General features: G+C 75.5%; 16 protein-coding genes. 6 read left to right on the forward strand and 10 right to left on the reverse strand.

Going from position 1 to position 19,862, the window contains the following annotated elements:
• Positions 1 to 103 precede the first annotated feature (103 nt).
• A complete protein-coding gene (locus G6W55_RS10995; protein WP_175520617.1) occupies positions 104 to 613 on the forward strand; it encodes an SRPBCC family protein in 510 nt (169 codons plus the stop codon).
• A gap of 2 nt (positions 614 to 615) precedes the next feature.
• Here the strand turns inward: G6W55_RS10995 and G6W55_RS11000 are convergent, their stop codons facing one another.
• From G6W55_RS11000 to G6W55_RS11035, 8 genes are all read right to left on the reverse strand, one after another.
• Positions 616 to 1,776 carry an SGNH/GDSL hydrolase family protein gene (locus G6W55_RS11000; RefSeq protein WP_175520618.1) on the reverse strand — a complete coding sequence of 387 codons (1,161 nt, stop codon included), beginning with the start codon at positions 1,774 to 1,776 and terminating at the stop codon, positions 616 to 618.
• 50 nt (positions 1,777 to 1,826) lie between these two features.
• The gene (locus G6W55_RS11005; protein WP_175520619.1) at positions 1,827 to 2,525 is read right to left on the reverse strand and encodes an alpha/beta hydrolase; all 699 of its coding nucleotides are present in this window, start codon (positions 2,523 to 2,525) and stop codon (positions 1,827 to 1,829) included.
• A 135-nt stretch (positions 2,526 to 2,660) separates the two neighbouring features.
• The gene (locus tag G6W55_RS11010) at positions 2,661 to 3,554 is read right to left on the reverse strand and encodes an SDR family oxidoreductase (protein WP_175520620.1); all 894 of its coding nucleotides are present in this window, start codon (positions 3,552 to 3,554) and stop codon (positions 2,661 to 2,663) included.
• Positions 3,547 to 3,969 carry a hypothetical protein gene (locus G6W55_RS11015; RefSeq protein WP_175520621.1) on the reverse strand — a complete coding sequence of 141 codons (423 nt, stop codon included), beginning with the start codon at positions 3,967 to 3,969 and terminating at the stop codon, positions 3,547 to 3,549. The genes G6W55_RS11010 and G6W55_RS11015 overlap by 8 nt, the downstream gene beginning before the upstream one ends.
• Before the next feature lie 34 nt (positions 3,970 to 4,003).
• Complete coding sequence (locus G6W55_RS11020; RefSeq protein ID WP_175520622.1) at positions 4,004 to 5,629, reverse strand: NAD(P)/FAD-dependent oxidoreductase; 1,626 nt, start codon at positions 5,627 to 5,629, stop codon at positions 4,004 to 4,006.
• A complete protein-coding gene (locus G6W55_RS11025; RefSeq protein ID WP_309243678.1) occupies positions 5,622 to 6,137 on the reverse strand; it encodes an SRPBCC family protein in 516 nt (171 codons plus the stop codon). Before G6W55_RS11025 ends, G6W55_RS11020 begins: the two co-directional genes overlap by 8 nt.
• 85 nt (positions 6,138 to 6,222) lie before the next feature.
• Positions 6,223 to 7,152: an anti-sigma factor RsbA family regulatory protein gene (locus G6W55_RS11030; protein ID WP_175520623.1), complete on the reverse strand. Its 930-nt coding sequence runs from the start codon at positions 7,150 to 7,152 to the stop codon at positions 6,223 to 6,225.
• Positions 7,149 to 7,496 carry an STAS domain-containing protein gene (locus G6W55_RS11035; RefSeq protein WP_175520624.1) on the reverse strand — a complete coding sequence of 116 codons (348 nt, stop codon included), beginning with the start codon at positions 7,494 to 7,496 and terminating at the stop codon, positions 7,149 to 7,151. Before G6W55_RS11035 ends, G6W55_RS11030 begins: the two co-directional genes overlap by 4 nt.
• A gap of 177 nt (positions 7,497 to 7,673) precedes the next feature.
• On the opposite strand from G6W55_RS11035, the gene G6W55_RS11040 reads away from it, so the two are divergent.
• The 4 genes from G6W55_RS11040 to G6W55_RS11055 all read left to right on the forward strand — a co-directional run bounded on the left by G6W55_RS11040 (position 7,674) and on the right by G6W55_RS11055 (position 14,514).
• Entirely contained in the window at positions 7,674 to 8,045 is a 372-nt protein-coding gene (locus G6W55_RS11040) for a hypothetical protein (protein WP_175520625.1), read from the forward strand.
• 130 nt (positions 8,046 to 8,175) lie between these two features.
• Positions 8,176 to 10,293, forward strand: a complete 2,118-nt coding sequence (locus G6W55_RS11045) for a DUF4139 domain-containing protein (RefSeq protein WP_175520626.1) — start codon at positions 8,176 to 8,178, stop codon at positions 10,291 to 10,293.
• 6 nt (positions 10,294 to 10,299) lie between these two features.
• A complete protein-coding gene (locus G6W55_RS11050; protein WP_175520627.1) occupies positions 10,300 to 11,889 on the forward strand; it encodes a mucoidy inhibitor MuiA family protein in 1,590 nt (529 codons plus the stop codon).
• 153 nt (positions 11,890 to 12,042) lie between these two features.
• The gene (locus tag G6W55_RS11055) at positions 12,043 to 14,514 is read left to right on the forward strand and encodes a PQQ-binding-like beta-propeller repeat protein (protein WP_175520628.1); all 2,472 of its coding nucleotides are present in this window, start codon (positions 12,043 to 12,045) and stop codon (positions 14,512 to 14,514) included.
• A gap of 151 nt (positions 14,515 to 14,665) precedes the next feature.
• Here G6W55_RS11055 and G6W55_RS11060 read toward each other — a convergent pair whose 3' ends face one another.
• Positions 14,666 to 16,210: an HtaA domain-containing protein gene (locus tag G6W55_RS11060; RefSeq protein WP_175520629.1), complete on the reverse strand. Its 1,545-nt coding sequence runs from the start codon at positions 16,208 to 16,210 to the stop codon at positions 14,666 to 14,668.
• Positions 16,211 to 16,264: 54 nt separating this feature from the next.
• Positions 16,265 to 17,701, reverse strand: coding sequence for an HtaA domain-containing protein (locus G6W55_RS11065; RefSeq protein WP_175520630.1), 1,437 nt, complete (start codon positions 17,699 to 17,701; stop codon positions 16,265 to 16,267).
• Positions 17,702 to 17,986: 285 nt separating this feature from the next.
• Between G6W55_RS11065 and G6W55_RS11070 the strand changes: the two genes are divergently transcribed.
• On the forward strand, positions 17,987 to 19,858 hold the full coding sequence (locus G6W55_RS11070) for a hypothetical protein (protein ID WP_175520631.1): 1,872 nt from the start codon (positions 17,987 to 17,989) through the stop codon (positions 19,856 to 19,858).
• Positions 19,859 to 19,862: the final 4 nt, after the last annotated feature.

Here is a 19,862-nt window from a genome sequence, read left to right on the forward strand (position 1 = left end):
GCTCTCCCCCGCGGGCCCGGCGGGCGGCCACGGCAGGCCGGTCCCGGGGCGGCCGCCTTCCTACCGGCGAGTAGGATGCGCGTTCCCAACGAACGGAGTCGTCGTGGCCCGCAGGTTCACCGTGTCCGGCAGCATTGTCGTCGAGGTCCCGCCGGAGGTGGCGTACGGGGCGGTCAGCCGGCCCGCGCAGATGGGGCGGTGGAGTCCGGAGAACCTCGGGGCCGCGGTGGCGGAGCCGGACGTGTCCGCCGCGCTGGGGACGACGTTCGAGGGGCGCAACAAGCGGGGGCCGTTCCGCTGGGTCACCCGGTGCACGGTGACGGCGGCGGACGAGGGGCGGCGTTTCGCGTTCCGGGTGCACGCGATCGGGCTCGGCCGGCCGCGGCTGCGGGGGCCGATAGCGACCTGGGAGTACCGCTTCGAGCCCGAGGGCGGGGCCACCCGGGTCACGGAGTCCTGGACCGACGACCGGCGCGCCTGGCCGGCGCCCGTCGCGCACGCCTTCGACCGGCTGGTCACCGGCGGCCGGACCTTCGCCGACTTCCAGACGGCGAACATCGCCAGGACCCTGCGCAATCTGAAGCGCGCACTGGAGGCGGAGGCCGGCTCCTGAGGTCAAGGGGCTCGCAGCACCCCTCGCAGCACCCCTTCGGCGCCGAAGGCCACCGGCAGGAAGCGGGCGGCGATACGGGCGTAGCCGGCGGTGTTGGGGTGCAGGCCGTCGGGGAGGTCGGCGACGTCGTCCGGTCCGAACAGGGTGGTCCCGTCGACGACATGGAGCCGTTCGTCGCCGTCGGCGCGGCGTGCCTCGACGTGCCGGGTGAGCAGTTCGCGGATGCGGGTGAGGGTGAGCGCCCCGTCCGCGAGCACGGCGGGGCGGTCGACGGTGCGGACGACGCCGTCGGAGCCGAGGAGGGTGGGTCCCGGCCGGGTCTCGGCGGCCGGGCAGACGATGGGCGTGACGACGAGGATCGGTGTGTCGGGCCTGCCCTCGCGGATGGTGTCGAGGAATCCGTGGAAGGCGGGCACGAAGGCGCGTTCGCGCATGCTGTCGCCGTTGAGGACGTTGATGCCCAGTTCGAGGCTGATCGCGGCCGCGGGCAGATCGCGCAGGGTGCGGGCCACGAAGGGGTCGAGGTGGCATTCGCCCGCGAGGGCGAGGTTGACCAGGGACCGGCCCGCGGCGCGGGCCACGACGGCCGGCCAGGTGGCGGTGGGCCGGTCCGCCTCCGCGCACTGGCTGATGGAGCTGCCGTGGTGCACCCACACGGGACCGGACGGCGGCGCCGGACGCACCGTCGCCCCGGCCGGGATCCGTACGTCGACCAGCCGGAACCCGCGGGAGACCGGCAGCCAGATCTCCACCCGCCGCTCCCGGCCCGCGCGGCCGAGGGCGAGCCTGACCCGGGCGGGGTCGGCCGGCTGGAGCCGTACGTCCTCCGTGGCGGGGTCGTGGAAGATGAGGTTCTCCTCCCGCACCACCACCGGTTCCCGCAGCTCCCCGTCCACCACCAGGTCGAGCACGCTGCCGCTGGGGGTCTCCCCGAGCGCCACGGCCTCGGTGAACCGGGCCACCAGCTCGACCTCGGCGGCGTCCGTGAGCAGCTCCAGCCGTACGCCCGAGGGGACGGTGCTGCTGAACTCGTACATGGGGTCGGCCAGTTGCCGGCGTCCCGCCTCCGGTGCCCGGTGCAGGGCGATGCCGTCCAGCTCGACGGTGGTCGCGAGGGCGCCGACGACACAGTCGAGCGCGCGGTCGAGGACGGACTGCTGCACGGGACACCTCTCGTCGGGGGCGGTCGGAGCCGGGGGACACCCCGGTGCGGTCAGAGCACGGGGAAGTCCCCGGTGCCGTAGCACTCCCGGGGCAGGGGGTCCGGTGTGCTCTCGGGGTCGAGCAGATGGGCGACGACGGCGGCGGCCGTGCGGTGCCAGAAGCGGGAGCGGCGCAGCATCGGGTGGTCGCCGCCGCCGACGACGGCCATCCCCGCCCGTGCCGCCAGGCCCGAGGCGCGGCGTACGCACTCGGCCGAGGCGGCGGGGAAGGTGACACGGTCGTCCTCGCCGTGCAGGGCGACCAGGTGCCGGCCCGCGACCTGTTCCACCGGTTCGTCGTGCGGCCACCACGGGGCGAGGGCGACGACACCGTGCACCTGGGAGTGTCCCGCGGCGCGCAGGGCGGCCCGGCCGCCCATCGAGTGGCCGAGCAGCACCGTGGGCAACGGCCCTTCCCGGAGGGCGAGTTCGTCGAGCGCCCGGTGGATGTCGCGCACCGGGTCGGCGCGTTCGCCGTTCCAGCCGCGCAGCCGGTAGCGGACCTGGGCGATCAGGACGTCCTGGCGGGGCAGGGCCGCCGAGACCGCGCGGACGAAGGGGTCCATCCGGAGCGCGGCGAGCTGCCAGGGCCGGGTGCGGCGCTCGCTGGCCTCCTGGCCGCCGTGCAGCACCAGGACGGCGGCGCGCGGGGCGGGCGGGCTGCGCCGGGGCAGCAGCGCCCGGCCCGTGGGGAGAACCGGCTCGGTCATGTCCTGACGCATGTCCCGTCGCACCGTGCGGCACTCCTCGTTCGCGGCTCGTGTCCCGTCGCGCACGCGTGGGTGCGTGGCGCAGGGTGATTCTGCCCGAGCGCGGCGCACGGTGACCCGGCCGCTCGCCCGCGCTCAGCCGACGGAGCCGCCGTGCCGGGTCGTCGCGGCCAGGTCGGCGAGGCCCCCGGCGCCCAGGGGGCCGGTGGGCGGCAGCGGTTCCTCGGCCTCCAGACCGGGCAGGACGTGCCGGGACACGCGCAGCACGACCGGCGGCAGGGCGGCGCGCGTCGCCTGGACCGCCCGCAGCCAGCCGGGGACGTAGACGGCCGTGCGCCGCCGCTCGACGGCGTGTGCCAGCCGGTCGGCGACGACGTCGGCCGGGAGGACGCGGCGGGCCGGCGGGGGCATGTGGGCCCGCAGTTCCCTGAGGACCGTGTGGCGGTCGGCGTCGCGGACCATGTCCGTGTCGGTCCAGTTGAGGTAGGCGATGCCCACGGCCACCCCGTGATGGGCGACCTCGGCCCGCAGGGAGTGGGCGAACGCCTCCACGCCGGCTTTCGAGGCGCAGTAGGCGCTCATCATCGGGGCGGCGCCGAACGACGCGAGCGAGGCGATCTGGAGGTGGTAGCCGGCGGTCACCGTCAGGTCGGGCAGGAACACCCGGGCGGTGCCGGCGCTGCCGGTCAGGTTCACGTCGATCACACGCCGCCAGGCGGCGGGGTCGGACAGGGCGAAGGGGCCGCCCTCGGCGATGCCGGCGTTCGCGACGACCACCGACGGCGGCCCCAGCCGGTCCCGGACGACCTCGGCGGCGTGTTCCAGCGCCGTGTCGTCGGTGACGTCGGCCGCGACGGCGACCGCCGGACCGGGCAGCGCGGCGGCGACCGCGTCCAGCGCGGGCCGGTCGTGGTCGATGAGGGCCAGCCGGGCCCCGCGCCGCGCGAGCGCCTCCGCGAGCGCCGCGCCCAGCCCGCGCGCGGCTCCGGTCACCACCGCGGTGCGGTCCTTCAGCGGGCTGTCAGCCACGGCCGGGTCCCCTCCTCCGCTGCTTCAGCTCCGCCTCGTACAGGTGGTCGCGGCCGCCCGCGAGCCGGTCCACGGCCTCCCGGGCCAGCAGGGCGAAGGGCCGGTGGTACGTGTCGTCGTACGCCTCGACGATCTGGAAGGTCCAGTGGCCCGGGACGACGTTGCGGCCGACGATCTCCGCGCGCACCTTGTCGGCCCACTCGGGGTGCCCGGCGCGGCGCAACAGGTCCACCGCCTCGTCCAGTTGGAAGTCGGCGGTGCCGGTGAGCTGGTGGAAGGAGTAGAGGTGTCCCCTGGCCCGTTCGGTGGTCTCCAGGGCCTTGGAGAGGGCGCCGAGCGCCTCCACCGTCGCGTCGCTCACCCCGGGGGGTCTGCGGTGGGCACGGTCCGGGTCGTCGTCGTGCTGGTCCGCCATGGTCTGTCTCCGTCCCTTCGGCGGCGCCGCCCTCTCACGGCGTCGGGCGGTGTCCGGTGCGGTTGCGGGTGGTGAGGGCGCGCTGGGCGCGTGCGAGGCCCGGGGTGCGGTGGCGGTGCAGGGCCGCGTGGGCGGCGTTGGCGCCCGGGGCGCCGTGGACGCCGCCGCCGGGGTGGGCCGAGGCGGAGGCGAGGTAGAGGCCGCGCACCGGGGTCTCGGGGCGGCCGGTGCCGGGCACGGGGCGGAAGACGAGCTGCTGGTGGAGGGCGGCGGTGCCGCCGTTGAGGGCGCCGGCGCGCAGGTTGCCGTCGAGGGACTGGAGGGTGGGCGGGGCCAGGATGCGGCGGGCGCGGATCAGCGAGCGGAACCCCGGGGCGAACCGTTCGACCTGGCGTTCGACCCGGTCGGCCATCTCATCCTGCTCGGCCGCGTTCCAGGCGCCGGTCAGGCCCGCGTCACCGGCGTCCGCGGTGACGGTCTGCGGCACATGCGTGTAGGCCCACGCGGACTCGGTGCCCCCGGGCGAGCGGGTCGGGTCGGCGGTCGTCATCTGGCCGAGGACGGCGAAGGGCCGGTCCGGGATCTCGCCCATGGCGATCTGGGCGGCGAAGCGGGTGAGTTCGTTCAGCCCGTCCGCGACATGGACGGTCCCGGCCTCCGCCGGCCCCTCGGTCCGCCAGGGCACGCGGCCGTCGAGCGCCCAGTCGACCTTGAAGGTGGCGAAGTCCCACTGGAAGCGCCGGAGGTCGTCCAGGAGCTGGGCCGGGAGGTGGTCCGGCGCGACCAGTGCGCCGTACAGGGCGGGCGCGGACACGTCGGCCAGTACGGCGCGGTGCGCGTGCACCGTCTCGCCGTCGGCGGTGCGCACCCCGGTGGCCCGCCCGTCCGCCACGACGACCTCGGCGACCGGGCGGCCGCAGCGCAGCGTGCCGCCGCGGGAGCGGAGGCGGTGGGCCAGGGCGCGGGTGAGGGCTCCGGAGCCGCCCTCGGGGACGGGGAAGCCGTAGGTCTGGCCGAGCATGCTCATCAGCCAGCCGAAGCCGCCGCTGCCCGCCGCCTCGGGGGCGAGGTCGGCGTGGAGCGCGTTCCCGGCCAGCAGCAGTCGTCCGCCCGCGCCCCGGAACTCCTCCTCGCCCAGTCTGCGCACCGGCAGCATCAGCGTGCGGGCCAGCCGCAGCCCGCCCGCGGCACGCACCCGCAACGCCAGCCGGGCACCGGCGAGCACCGGCGGGAAGGGGGTGAACAGCGCGGCCAGGATGTCCGGGCCGAGCCGCTCCCAGACGGTGTGCAGCCGTCGCCAGGCCGCCCCGTCCCCGGGGTGGAAGGCGTCCAGGGAGGCGGCGGTCGCGTCCACCGCGTGGGAGAGCACGGCGCAGGTGCCGTCGGACAGCGGGTGGGCCAGCACGGTGGGGGCGTGGCTCCAGCGCAGGCCGTGCTCCTCCAGACGCAGGCCGGCCACGATCGGGGAGGCGGCGGCCAGCGGGTAGAAGGAGCTGAAGAGGTCGTTGACGAAGTCGGGGTCCACGCCCCGGTCGTGGCGCACCGCGCCGCCGGGTTCGGGCTGCTCCTCCAGGACCTCCACGCTCCAGCCGGCGTCGGCCAGCAGGTTCGCGGCCACCAGACCGTTGGGGCCCGATCCGACGACCACGGCGTCAGGCATCGTCGCCGCCCCGCGCCCCGCCGCCGGACCAGACCGGGCCGGGCGCCTCCGGATGGCCGGGCGGGCGCTCGTGGCGGGCCTGCTCCTCGCACACGGCGGCCAGCCGGGCCAGCATGGCGCGGTGCCGGAGCTGGATCATCGCCTCGACGGCCACGTTGTGCAGCGCCCCGCCCGCTCCCTGCAACGGATGCTCGTCCGCGATGACCAGGCTGTACGGGCCCCACGGCCGCAGTTCGATCGCGATGCGCGCCGTGCCGAGCGCACCCGCCCGCGCCTCCAGACCGAGGCGTTCTCCCTCCACGCACTCCCGGACGACCGTCTCGTTGTTCAGCCGCATCGGTCCCACGCGGATCTCGTATCCGATCGCCGAGCCCACCTCGGGCCATCGGCCGCGGATCGGCTCGGAGAACGACGTTCCGACCACCCAGTCCGCATAGCGCGTGCCGTCCGCGAGGACGGCCCACACGGTCTGCCGACTCGTCTTGATCAAACGGTGCCGTACAGCCACAGAAGCCTCCAAACCCCCACCAGTCTCCGGCCCGAGTGCCCAGCGGGGCGCCGGTCAACCACGCGGGGGCCGACGGCGGGGAACGCTAGAGGTCCAGGTAGACGCGTACGGTCGTGTCGCCCGGTGCGGTGTGGACGCGGACCAGGTCGCAGAGGCGGTGGACCAGGAGCAGGCCGCGGCCGCCCGGTCGGTCGGGGGCGGCCGGGCGGCGGCCGGCCAGCGGGTCGCCGAGATGTCCGCCGTCGCGGACCTGGCAGACGAGCGAGGAGCCCTCGGCCCACAGGTGCAGGGTGCCCGAACCGCCGCCGTGCACCACGCTGTTGGTGGTCAGCTCCGCCACCACCAGCGCGAAGTCCTCCGACCGCACACCGGTCAGGCCCAGCCGCCCGGCCCGGCCGACGGCCCGGTGCCGGGTGCCGGAGAGGTCCTCGGCGACGAAGGCGATGCGGTCGGCCGACGGAGGGGGCGGCGGCAGCGGCCGGTTGTACCGGGCGACGACCGCCTCGGGGGCGTAGGACGGGCTCGCGGCGGCCGTACCGGCGGAGACGAGCACCGGGTGGGTGGCGCGGGCGTCGGTGAGCGCCGTCCCGTCGAGCCGGCCGGCGTCGTACGGGCACAGGATCGTCACCGCGCGGCCCTGGAAGGCCAGATTGATGAGCGCCTCGTGCTGGACGCAGGCCGGGTACTCCAGACCGCTGCGGCCGGGCCAGACGGGCTCGCCGACGATCCGGACGGGGGTGTCGCGGTGCCGGTCGGCGAAGGCGCGCAGGACGGTCGGGATGATCCGGCCGGGGTTGCGGCCCGCCACCCGCATGTCGACGAGGTGCACGGCGGAGGCGTCCGCGCCGAGGGCGTCCCGCAGCACGGACAGCCGGGGAGCGGGCACGGCCACGGCGACGGGCTCGCCGCCCTTCAGGCCCTCCCGGACGAACGGCACGATGCCGTCCAGGTACTCCCGCTCGTCCCGGTAGAACAGGGCGGGATGCGCGAAGGCGGCGGTGGCGGTCGGGGTCATCGCGCCACCACGTCGATCGCCGGCAGTCCCGGCCAGAACATGTCCAGCAGCCGGGGCATCGCGGCCGGCGGCCGGTCGAGCACGATACGGCGCCCGGCGGGCAGCTCCTGGGCGGTCACCGCGAGGGCGGAGACACCGCCCAGGTCGACGAAGGTCACGGCGGACAGCTCCAGCCGGCAGACCTCCCGCGGCGACACGGAGAGCAGGTGCAGCGTCCGCTCCCACAGGGGCCGGGTGGCCAGGGTGATCTCACCGCCGGCCCGCCAGCCCGCGCGCTCCGGCAGCGGCCGTACCCGCAGGGAACGCGGACCCGGGGCCGGACACGGCAGCGGGGAGTCCGTCACCGTCCCTCCCCCGTGTCGTCCGTCCTCATCCCGTCAGGCTACCGGGGCCGGTGCGGACCCGCCGGGCCGGATCCGCGCCCAGACACCGGATGTAAGCGACAAATCGACAAGGACGGGTACCCGGGGTGTCACGGTGGCGCATCCGGCGCCGCCCCGTCGGACAAGGCAGGCAGACCCATGGCGAACAGGCCCCGGGGGTCCGAGCCCCCGCACGGACAGGGTCCGAGCCGGCATCGGGGCACGGAGCAGCACGGCTGGTCCCCCGATGTGGACGAGACGCGTCAGCAGGACAACCCCAGCGCCCACCGCTCCTTCCACACCGCCGAGCACGGCGGCGGCAGGGGCGCGGGACGCACGAAGTCGTCGGAGGAGACCGGGTCGGTGCCCGGTGACACCGTGCGGAGCCGCGGTGCACGCGGCGAGGAGTACGGCGACCGGGACGAGAAGGGCCGCGAGGACACCGGCCGGCGCGGCCGCTCCGGACGCCCGAGCGGCAGCAAGGACACCTCCGCCTTCACCGGCGTCGACCCGCAGGAACCACAGCGGTAACCGGCCCGCGGGGCCCCGGCGCCGACCGGTGACCGCCCCGGCCGCCGGGGAAAACCGGCCGGCGCCGCACCGTGTGCCGGCCGCCCGACGTAGGCTTCGCTCAGCACAGGCACGGCCGGGGGCGGAGTACATGACGGCTGGGACGGTTCAGAGGTGGGCGTCGGCCCTCGACGGGGTCGTGGTCTACGCGCAGGGGGCGCTCTGCACGCGCCTGGCGCGCGGCAGTGTGCCCGCGGACGGCCGGGTGCGGGTGACGGGGCTGCCCCGTTCGCTCGACCCGGGATCGCTGCGGGCGCGCGTCACGGGCGCCTCCGGGGTCCGTGTGACCGAGGCGCGCATCGAGGTGGAGGCCGAACCGGTCGGCGCCGAGGCGCCCGACGCGCTGCGCCGCGAGGTGGAGCGGCTCCGGGACGTCTACGGGGCGGTGCTCGGCCGCCGGGACCGGCAGGCGGGCCTGATCGAGGAGACCGCGGCGCTGCGCCCGGTCCCGCCGGCCCGCAAGCGCGACGACCCGCACCGGCGCACCGCGGTCGACGCCTGGCTCGAACTCGCCGACTTCGTGGACGAACGGCTGACCGGTCTGCACGCCCGTCTCGTCGAGCTGGAGGAGGAGCTGGCCGAGGCCGAGCGCGCCCTGTCGGCCGCCGCCGACCGGCTGGCCCGCGCCTCCACCGACGCCCCGGCCTCCCATGTGGCGACCACGGTCTCGGCGGCCCTGACCCTCGACGGCGCCGCCGGCACGGAGGTCGAGGTCGAGGTGGAGTACGGCGTCCCGGGCGCCGTCTGGGTCCCCGCCTACCGGCTCACGGTCCGTCAGGGCGACAGCAGCGGACGGCTGGTGCTGCGCGCCTCGGTCGCCCAGCGCACCGGCGAGGACTGGACCGGCGTACGGCTGGCCCTGGCCACGGCCGATCTGCGGCGCCGCACCGATCTGCCCCGGCTGCGCTCGCTGCGCATCGGGCGCCGCCAGCCCGCCCCCGCGCCGTCCGGCTGGCGCGAGCCCCCGGCCGGCCTCTCCGACCTGTTCACCGGATACGACACGGCGGGCCCGCGCCCCGCGAGGGCCGGAGCCGGCGGCCCGGCCAAGGCCGCGGTGGGCGGTTACGCGGCCGGCGCCGCACAGCCGCCGACCCCGCCGCCTCCGCCCCCGATGTACGGCGCGCCGCCCCCCGTCGCGCCGTCCGGCGCCTATCCGGAGGCGTTCGGCGCCCCGGCGCCCGGCGGTCTCCCGCAGGCGGCCCCCGCCCGGCCCGGCGGCGCGCCGCGCACCGGCCGAGCCCGCACCGCGGCCCCCGCCATGGCTCCCGCCGCCGCCTTCGCACCGGCCGCCCCCGCGGGCAGCGGCATGGGCGCACCCCCGCCGCCCGCCCCCGGCGGACCGGTGCCCGCGGCCCCCGCGCCCGCCGTGGGACCCCCGCGCCCGAGCGGCGACGAACTCGACTACACGGCCCTCGTGCTGAGCGGTCCGGAGGAGCCGGGCGCCCGCCGCGGCCGGCTGTTCCCCGACACCCCCTACGATCCGGTCGCCACCGAACACCGCCGCCGCGCCGAGTCCGTGACCGCGCTTCCGCTGCCCGGACACGCCGTACGGCCCCGTGAGTCGGCCGGTTCCTTCGACCACCGCTTCGACGCCGTGGCCCGCGCCGACATCCCCTCGGACGGCACCTGGCACACCGTCACCGTCGGTGAGATCCCGGTCGGGCTGCGCACCGAGTACCTGTGCGTGCCGTCCGTGGAGCAGACCGTGTACGGCACGCTGGTGCTCTCCAACTCCACCGACCAGGCGCTGCTGGCCGGCCCGGTGGAGGTCACCGTCGACGACGACTTCCTGCGCACCGCCGCGCTGCCCACGCTCGCCCCGGGCGGGGTGAGCCGGGTGGGACTCGGTCCCGCCGAGGGCATCCGGGTCACCCGCCGCGTCCATGTGCACGAGTCGACGTCCGGGCTGCGCGGCGCCACCACCGTGCTCGACCACAAGGTCCATGTGGAGCTGGCCAACCGGCTCGCCGCGCCCGTCACCGTCGAGGTGCGCGAACGCGTGCCGGTCACCTCCGATCCGGACGTCCGGATCGAGGAACGCGCCGACTGGACGGCACCCGAGGAAGACCTGGGGCCGGAGCACCACGCGCCCGGCACCCGCCTCTGGCGGGTCGGCCTGCCGGCCGGTGGCACCACCGCCCTCGACGGCGGCTACGAGATCCGCATCCCGACCGCCAAGGCCCTGGCCGGCGGCAACCGCAGGAGCTGACGCCCCATGTCCACGGCACCGGAGCCGATCCCCCTGCCCGTCACCGCCGTCACCTGCCTGGAGGACCGCGCCCACGTCGAACGCACCACGGTGGTGGAGCTGACGGCCGGCGTCCAGCGGCTGCGCCTCGGACCCGTCGGCGCGCTGGCCGTCGACCGGACCCTGCACGCCGAACTGACCGGCGCCCTGCCGGCGACCGTGCTCGACGCGCGGATCGTCCGCGCCTGGACGCCGCGCGCCCGCCGGCCCGCCGCCGACGACTCCGCCCTGCGCCGGCGCGTGGACGCCCTCGAACAGGAGCAGGTCACGCTGGAGCAGCGGCGCGACCGGCTGCACGCCCGGCTCGACGCGCTCGGCCGGCTCGCCGCCGATCTGCTGCGCGACATCGGCGAGGGCACCGGCCACGGCGAGACCGAAGTACCGCGCTGGCGAGGCGAACTGGACCGGGTGGACGCCGAACGCGACTCCCACGCCGAGCAACTGCGCACCGTACAGGCCCGGCTGACCGTACTGGCCACCGAACTCGGCGCGGCGGGCGACGCCTTGGACCTGGCCGAGCAGCGGCCCGCCGAACTGGTGGGGCACGTCGAGCTGACCGTCGAGGCCACGGCCGCCGGTCCGGCCGAGCTGCGCGTGAGCCATCTCGTGCCGTGCGCGCTGTGGCGGCCCGCCTACCGGGCCGTGCTCGACGGGGACTCCCTCACGCTGGAGACCGACGCGATGGTCTGGCAGCGCACCGGCGAGGACTGGTCGGGCGTACGGCTGACGCTGTCCACGGCGCGTTCGGCGCTGGCCGGGGAGCCGCCCCGGCTGAGCGAGGACCGGCTCACGCTCCAGGACCGCTCCCCCGCCGAACGCCGTACCGTCGACGTCGAGATCCGCGAGGAGGAGACCGCCGACCTCGGCCCGGCCGCGGTGCTCGGACTGCCCGGGGTGGACGACGGCGGCGAGGTCCGGGTGCTGCACTCCCCCGCACCGGTCACCGTGCCCTCGGACGGCCGCGGCCACCGGGTGCCCGTCTCGTCGTTCACCACCGCGGCGCGCGGCGAGTACGCCTGTACGCCCGAACTGTCCCCGCTGGTCACCCAGGTGGTGCGGTTCGACAACCGGTCGGGGCACGCACTGCTCGCCGGGCCCGTCGACCTGGTCCGCGGCAGCGGCTTCAGCGGCCGCGGCACCCTGGACTTCACCGCGCCGGGCGCCCCCGTCGAACTGGCCTACGGCAGCCGGGACGACCACCGGGTGGTCCGGGAGACCGAGGAGACCCGCGACACCACCACGCTCACGCAACGCACCGTGATCACCCGCACGGTCCGCCTGCATCTGTCCCGCTTCTCGGCGCCCGACGAACGACCGCAGGCCGAAGCGGCGGAGGAGGGTTCCGGGGAGCGCACGGTCGTCCTGCGGGAGCGGATCCCCGTCTCGGAGGTCTCCGCCGTGGAGGTGCGGCTGCGCAAGGAGTCCTGCTCCCCCGCCCCCGACGCGGTCGACGCCGACGGCATCGCCCGCTGGGACCTCGACCTGCCTCCCGGCGGCCGTCGCACCGTCACGCTGGTGTACGAGGTGTCGGCGAACTCCAAGGTCACCGGGGTCTGACCGCCGTCGGCCCGGGTGCTCGGCCCGGGCCCGGCGAGCGGGCCGACCGGAAACCCGGAAGCCATTGAGCCGGTCCCGGTGATCCGGGAGGATGGTGGTCCGCGGCGGGGCGCACATGGCCCGCGCCGCCTGGGGGAGGGCAGCACATTGGGGATGTTCGAAGACCTGTCGCCGGGCGACCCACGACTGGTGGGGCGGTACCGGATCGTGGCCCGGATCGGGGCCGGCGGCATGGGTCAGGTGTATCTGGGGCGTTCGCCGGGCGGCCGTCCGGTGGCCGTCAAGGTGGTGCGGCCCGAACTGGCCGGCGACCCGGACTTCCGGCGGCGCTTCGCGCGCGAGACGGCCGCCGCCCGGCGCGTCAACGGCGCGTTCACCGCGGGGGTCGTGGACGCCGACCCGGAGGGCTCACCGCCCTGGCTGGCCACGGTCTTCGTGCCCGGCATGTCCCTGGGCACCGCGCTGTCCGAGCACGGGCCGTGGCCCGAACAGCCGACACTCGTCCTGGGGGCGGGCCTGGCGGAGGCGCTGGAGGCGATCCACGCGGCCGGAGTGATCCACCGGGACCTCAAACCGTCCAACGTCCTGCTCGCGGTCGACGGCCCTCGCGTGATCGACTTCGGGATCTCGCGCGCGGTCGAGACGAACACCCAGCACACCCAACTCACCCATGTGGGCACGGTGGTCGGGACGCCGGGCTTCATGTCCCCCGAGCAGCTCACCGGCCGCACGGTCGGGACGCCGAGCGACGTGTTCTCCGTCGGCGCGGTCCTGTGCTACGTCGCCACCGGCACCGGCCCGTTCGGCACCGGCCCGGCGAACGCGCTCAACTTCCGTACGGTGTACGAGGCTCCGGACCTGAGCCGGGTGCCGGACGTGCTGCGCGGCATCGTCGCCGACTGCCTCGCCCAAGAGCCGGAGCGGCGCCCCGGGGTGGCCGCGCTCCTGGACCGGCTGGCCGAGGCGGTGGGCAGCGGGCGCGGTGCGACGGGCCTGCTCACCGAACCGGAGTGGATGCCGACGGTCGTCGCCCAGGAGGTCCGCGAGCAGACGTCCGCGGCGCTTCCCGCGACACCGCCGCCCCTGCCGACGGCACCGCCTGCCCTTCCCGCGGCGGCGCCGACTCCGCCCGCCCTTCCGGCACCGGCCGCCGCGACTCCGCCCGCAACTCCGCCCGCCGCAGCGCCCGTTGCGGCTCCGGAGAGCACGCCGTCGGCCCATCCGCCCGCGCCGCCCCGGCCGGCGGAGGCTCCGCGGCCGACCACGACCGCCCCGGTGGCGGCCGCCACGCCGGTGCCGCCTCCCCCGGTACAGCCGCACGTTCCCGTACAGGCACAGGCACCGGCGCCCGCGCCCGTGCCGGCCCCCGTCAACCCGGCGTGGGGCCCGCCCGTCACCGGGTATCCCACCCCGCCCGGGACGGGCTGGCCGCCGCCGGTCGTCCTCGGGCCGCCCGGCGCGTACCCCGGCGCGCCCGGGCCGTCGCACAACCCCTCGCGCCGGGGCCTGATCATCGGGCTCACGGCGGCCGCGGTCGGGGTGGGCGGCGCGCTGGCCGGGTGGAAGCTGCTGGGAGGCGGCGACGGGGACCCCTCCGGTTCGCCGTCCTCGAAGGGCTCCGGTTCCCCCTCGGGGAGCGCCTCCGCGAGCCCCGCCTCGTCGGCCGGCAAGAAGCTCTGGGAGTTCGGCACCGGGGACCTGGTGCGGTCGTCGCCGACGGTCGTGGACGGCGTCGTCTACATCGGCAGCGACTGCGGCTGTCTGTACGCCCTGGACGCCTCGTCGGGGAACCAGAAGTGGTCGTACCACCTCGGCGGCGACGTGCGCTCCTCGCCGGTGGTCGCGAACGGTGTCGTCTACATCGGCAGCGACGACGGCACCCTGCACGCGGTCGACGCCGGTTCGGGCGACCGGGCGTGGACGTACACCACCGGGGGCGACGTCCGGTCCACGCCGGCCGTCGCCGACGGGCTCGTGTTCGTCGGGAGCGACGACGGCAATCTGCACGCCGTCAGCGCCGCCTCCGGCACCAAGGCGTGGACCTACGACACGGGCGCCAAGATCGGCTCCTCGCCGACCGTGGCGAACGGCCTCGTGTTCATCGGCAGCGACTGCGGCTGTCTCTACGCCCTGGACGCCTCGGACGGCGGCCAGGAGTGGTCGTTCCACATCGGCGGCCAGTCGGCGCAGAGTTCGCCCGTGGTGGACGACGGTGTCGTCTTCATGGGGGCCGACGGCGGGAACCTGTACGCCGTGGACGCGTCCGGCGGCGACCGCAAGTGGCAGTTCCGCACCGGCGGCCCGGTCGCCACCCGGCCGTTGGTCCTGGACGACGGGGTGTTCCTGAGCGGCGGGGACGACGCCGTGCATCTGCTGGACCCGGGCAGCGGCAAGCAGCGCTGGTCGTGCTCCCTCGGCGCCGGGGTCGCCTCCTCGCCCGCGGCCACCGACGACGTGCTCTTCGTCGGCGCCGACGACTCCCATCTGCACGCGCTGGACATCCGTACCGGGGACGAGCTGTGGTCGTTCGCCACCGGTGACGCGGTGAAGTCCTCGCCCGCCGTGGCGGACGGCGTGGTGTTCGTGGGCAGCGACGACGGCAAGGTCTACGCCGTCCGGACATGAGCCGCGGGCCGGCACACGGCGAAGGGGCGGACCGGGTCGATCCGGTCCGCCCCTCGGCGTGAGTCGGCTGCTACGGGCGGGTGTTCCCCCCGGCCGATGACGTGCCCTCGGCCGACGACCCGCCCGCGGCCGGTCATTCACCCGCGGCCGGTTACTCGCCCTCGGCCGTACGGCGCCTGCGCATCGCTATCACGACGCCCGCGCCCGCCGCCACGGCGACCGCCGCGGCGCCGCCGAGCGCGACCGCCGGCACGTCCGAACCGGTGTTGGCGAGGCCGCCGGTGATGCCGCCGGCCGTCGTGCCCGCGCCGCCCGTGGTGCTGCCCGCGCCGCCGGTGCCCGAGCCGCCGCTGCCGGAACCGCCGCCGCTGGAGCCGCCGTCGGTGCCGCCGTCGCCGGGCAGGTCGGCGTCGTCGGTGAGGGCGACGCGCAGGTCGACCGGGTCGAGGTCGGTGCCGGCCGGGTAGAACCCGCCGAACGCCTCGGCGCCGGCCGCGGTGAGGTCGGCCGCGATGCCGTCGACCGTGATGACGTCACCGGAGGCGGTCAGGTCGGACTTCGCCGCCTTGAGGTCGGCGAGGACGACGTCCTCGGTCTTCTCGCCGAGGCTGGTGACGTCGGCGGTGAGCTTGCCGGTGCCGCCGTCGAGGGTGGCGCGGACGTCGGAGAGCGTGAGGTCGAGGCCGTACTCGCCGTTCTCCTCGTGGCCCTTGAAGTTCACCGAGCCCTTGAAGGACGCGGTGAGGGTGTCCTCGTCCGTGTCGTACTCACCCGTCGCGTCCACGAAGGTGAACACGCCATTGTCCGCGGCCTGCTTCGCGCCGCCCGACGTGGTGATCTTGCCCTTGGCGACACCGTCCACCACGTAGGTGCGGAAGGACTTCTTCACGCCCCAGCCGAGCGTGCCGTCGGCGATGTCGCCCTTGGCCGGGGCCTGCGTGGCGGAGGCGGAGGGCGAGGCGCCGTCCGAGGCGGACGCCGACGCCGACGCGCTCTGCGAGGCGGAGGCCGACGCGGACGGCGAGGTGCCGCCGGAGGCCGAGGCGGAGGCGGACGGAGAGGTGCCGCCCGACGGGGAGGAGGAGGCGGAGGCCGACGCGGAGGCGGACGGCGACGCCGGCGGGGTCTTCTGAAGGACCGTCAGCGGGTCGCCGGCCGCGCCCTCGTAGCTCGCGCTGCCGAAGACGTCCGCGGCCTCCTTCGTCAGCTTGGTCTCCATGTCCGTCATGGCACGGGTCACGGTGACGTCGGCGAGCGGCACGTCCTGGGTGGTCGTCCCGGACTTGGTGACGTCCGCGGTGATCTCCGCGGCCGCGCTGTCGAACTTCACGTCGGACAGCGAGATGTCGAAGCCGTGCGCGGCGGAGACGATCCGGAGGCTGCCCTTGAAGCCGAGGTCCAGGGTGTGCGCGGTGGAGTCGTAGGTGCCGGTGCCGTCCGTGAAGGTGAAGGCGCCGTTGCCCGCGGCCTGGCTCGCGCCGTCCGTGGCGGTGAAGGTGCCGGCCGCGTAGGTGGTCACGTACGTGCGGTAGGACTGCTTGATGCCCCAGGTCAACTCGTAACCGGAGAGCGGCACTTCGGCGGCCGAGGCGGTCGTCGCGCCGAGCGTGGCGAGGGCGGTGGCGCCCAGCGCGGCGGCGGTGGCGACGGCCGCAGCGAGCGCGACGGGACGGCGTCTGTACGAGGTGGCGGACATGGTCGGGGGTTCTCCTTGGGTGGTGGGACGGCGCCGCGGCGGCGGGCCCGGGGGTCAGTCCTCTTCGGACGTGGGAGTGTCGGCGGCGGGCCGGGCGCGGCGCCGGCGGACGACGAGCAGCGAGGCCGCGGCCGTCAGCAGCAGGGCGCCGGCCGCGAGGCCGACGGGCAGGACGGGGACGCCGTCGTCGTCGGTGGTGCTCGCGACGGGCCGGGTGGAGGGGGTGGCGGCCGGGGACGCCGAGGACGCGGCGGGGGTCTCGCTCGCCGTGGGTGTGCTGCCCAGGTCGGGCAGGGCGGGCAGTTCGGCGTCGTCGGTGAGGGCGACGGCGAGGGACACCGGGTCCATCGCGGTGCCGGCCCGGTAGACGCCGCCGAATGCCTCGGCGGCGTCGGCGGTGAGTTTCGCGGGGGCCTCGGTGACGGCGACCAGGCCGTTCTTCGCCTTGAGGTTCTTGGCGGTGAAGGTGACCAGGGGGACCTTGGAGTCGGTGAGGCCGGGGCTCGTCACATCGGCGTAGAGGGTGCCCTTGCCGTCCTTGACGGTGGCGCGGACGGCGTCGAGTGTCAGGTCGAGGCCGTCCTGGCCGGTGAAGCGGACGGCGCCCTTGAAGGTGGCGTCGAGGTCGCCGCCCTTGAAGGTGCCCCGGCCGCCGGGGAAGCGGAAGAGCGCGCCGCCGTCCTGGGCTCCGCCGGAGAGGGTCCACTCGCCGCGGGCGATGTCGCCGGTGACGTACTCGCGGAAGGTGCGGCGCACACCCCAGTCGGCGGCGCCGTCCTTCAGTTTGCTCGACGTGCCCTTCTTCGCGGGCGACTTGGTGGACGCCTTGGCGGTGGGCTTCTTCGACGCGGCGGCCGCGGCGGGCTTGACGTCGGCCGACAGGCTCACCGGGTCGAGGACGGTGCCGGCGGTGTAGTACCCGGCGAAGGACGTGGCGCCCTGGGCGGTGAGGGTGGCGGGCAGGTTGTTGAGGACGACCGAGTTGCCGGCGCCCCGCATGTCGATGCCGCCGAGGGAGAGGTTCGCGAAGGGCACCTGGTACGAGGTGGTGACGCGACCGCTGCTCTTGGCCTTGCCGGTGACGTCCAGATAGAGGGTTCCGGAGGAGCCGGATATCCGGACGGTGGGGCGGCTGAGGGTGAGGTCGAGCTGGTAGGCGCCGGCGTCGGTCCGGTGGCCGACGAAGCGGACCCCGCCGGAGAAGGACGCGGAGAAGGAGCCGGTGGCGCCGTCGTAGCTGCCGTTCGCCGAGTGGAAGCGGAAGGTGCTCGCGCCGACCGTGGCGGCACCGCCGGTCAGGGAGTAACTCCCCTTCGCGATGGGCCCGGTGACATAGCTCTGGAAGGACGACTTGATGCCCCAGTCGAGCCGGCCGCCCTGCACCCCGCGGCTCGCGGCCTGCGCGGCGGTCGCCGGGAGCAGGGCCCCGAGGACGACCAGGCAGAGCACGGCGATCCGGCCGTGGCGGCGGGACGGCGGGGTTGGGGACATGAGGGGCCTCCGGTCATGATCAAGAACCGGCCGAGATGATGATGATTTCCGGCCAGGCGAGGTAAGGCTAACCTAAGCTGAATTCGGCTCCGCCGGTACCCCCAGAGGTCACACCCGTCCAGCGCTTCCGCCGCCTTTCACTCCATCAGGGCACCAGGGATCAGAACCTGTCCGAGCCCGATCACATCGGCTGTACTTTTTCCGTCCCATCCCTCGACGGCCGCCGCGATCGGGGGTACGACGGATCAGCTACGACGGACCAGCAGGGGGAGCGACGTGTCTGGCGTGAGACTTCCGGAACACCGCTACAGCCGCACGGAGGCCACCCGCCTGCTGTGCGCCGGCGTGTACCAGGACGCGGGGTTCCGGCGCCGGGTCGTCGAGGAACTCCTCGACCACCGGGAACGCCCGGTCGCCCCGCCCAACGGCGTCGACGTCCTCCCCGTCCTGTCCCACGCCCTGCGGGCGACCCGGCAGGAGGCGCGGACGGCCCTGCTGATGCTCGGCGCCTGGGCCGGCTTCTTCCTGTCCGACGTGGTCATGTTCTGGGACAGCCTCTCCGACCGCTGGGGCGACGGCGCCGACGTCCACTTCAGCGACGTCCTCACCGCGTTCTTCGAGGGCGACGACCGGCTCACCGACGGGCTGCCGCTGCCCTGGTCGGTGCTGTACGCGCTGGTCGTGTTCGGCCTGTGGTTCGCCCACACCGCCAAGGGCGGGGGCGCCGCCGCCCGGTCCGCCGGATTACCGGACCCGGTCGCCAAGGCGGCCGACGGCGCGGGGTCCCTGCTCTCCGCGGGCGCCTGGGCCTTCGCCGCCTTCTACTGGTGCTGGTACGTCTTCGGCGTCCTCGGCGGCGGCGTCCAGACGCCGTACCCGCTGCTGTTCCCTCTCGCGATGGTGCTCATCGTCTGGTGGTACCAGGGCTCCCAGCGCAAGGCGCTGTGCCGCTGGCTGGCCCGCTGGACCTTCCCCACCGCCACCCAGCCCGACCTGCCCGAGGGGCCGCTGTTCGAGATGCTGCGGGACGACGTCCGGCGCGAACAGGAGGCGTCGCTCACCCTGTACGACGACGAGAACCCGTTCGTCGGCCTGGGCGACGCCCAGACGCCCTGGTCGTTCGCGATGGAACTGCGCAAGCGCACCCGGCACCCCGGCGAGACCGGCCCGGCCGCCGAGGACACCCCCGACACGACCGGCACCACCGACACCGTCCCGGGCGTCCCCCGTCAGGTCAGCGGTCCGCTCACCGCCGACGCCGCGCTCTCCATGATCGAACCGCAGTTGACCGGACTGCGCGAGGCATCCGCGCTGAGCGGCCGGGACCGGCTGCGGGACCTGGAGATCGACCGGTTCGTCTATCTGCCCGCGGGCGTCGCCCGCGACGAGGAGCTGGAGGTGGGCGGCGTCGCCGACCCGGCCGCCCTCACCCGGGGGACCGGCCGCGGCCGGGGCCTGCCCGTCTACGACCCCGCCCAGGTCGCCGCGCATCAGCGCGAGGCCGTCGACGAGGGCGGCGAGAGCCGCCGGGTGTTCCTGCGGGTCCGGGTGGGCGCCTGGCGCGAACAGGTCGTCGTGACCGTCCTGGTGCGGGTCCACACCCAGGGCCGCATGCTCGTCCTCGAAGTACTGCCCTACGTCCTGCGCCCGGTCCGGCGCGACTTCCGCGCCGTCGACACCTTCGTGGAACGGCTCCCGGAGAGCTGGGTCCGCTCGGCCCTGCGCGCCCTGCGGCACGCCCCGGCGGTCGGGGTCGACGCCGGCCTCGGCGGACTCGCCACCCTGCGCAGCGCGGTCCTGGCGGGCTGGTCCGACGGCGACGCCCTGCCGGACGCGCCGCGGGTCTCGCTGCGCTCCCTGGTGGGCACCGGACAGCTCTCCGCGTTCCAGGAGATGGACAGCACCCGCTATGTGAAGACGATCCGGGAACGCATCGTCAACGGTGTCCGGGAGGCGCTCAAGGCGCACGGCTACCGCACCGAGGAGTTCGAGCAGCACGTGTACCAGCTCAGCGGCGGCAGCGTCTTCATCAAGGACATGTCCGGCGGCGCGGTGGCCACCGGCCGCCACGGCAGCGCGTCCCACACCACCCCGCCGTCCACGCCGGGTTCGCCGAAGAACCCGCCGACGACGACCAACTCCCACCCCGCACCATGAGACG

The sequence above is a fragment of the Streptomyces sp. CAI-85 genome, assembly GCF_013363615.1.
GTDB classification, from domain to species: Bacteria; Actinomycetota; Actinomycetes; order Streptomycetales; family Streptomycetaceae; genus Streptomyces; species Streptomyces antibioticus_B.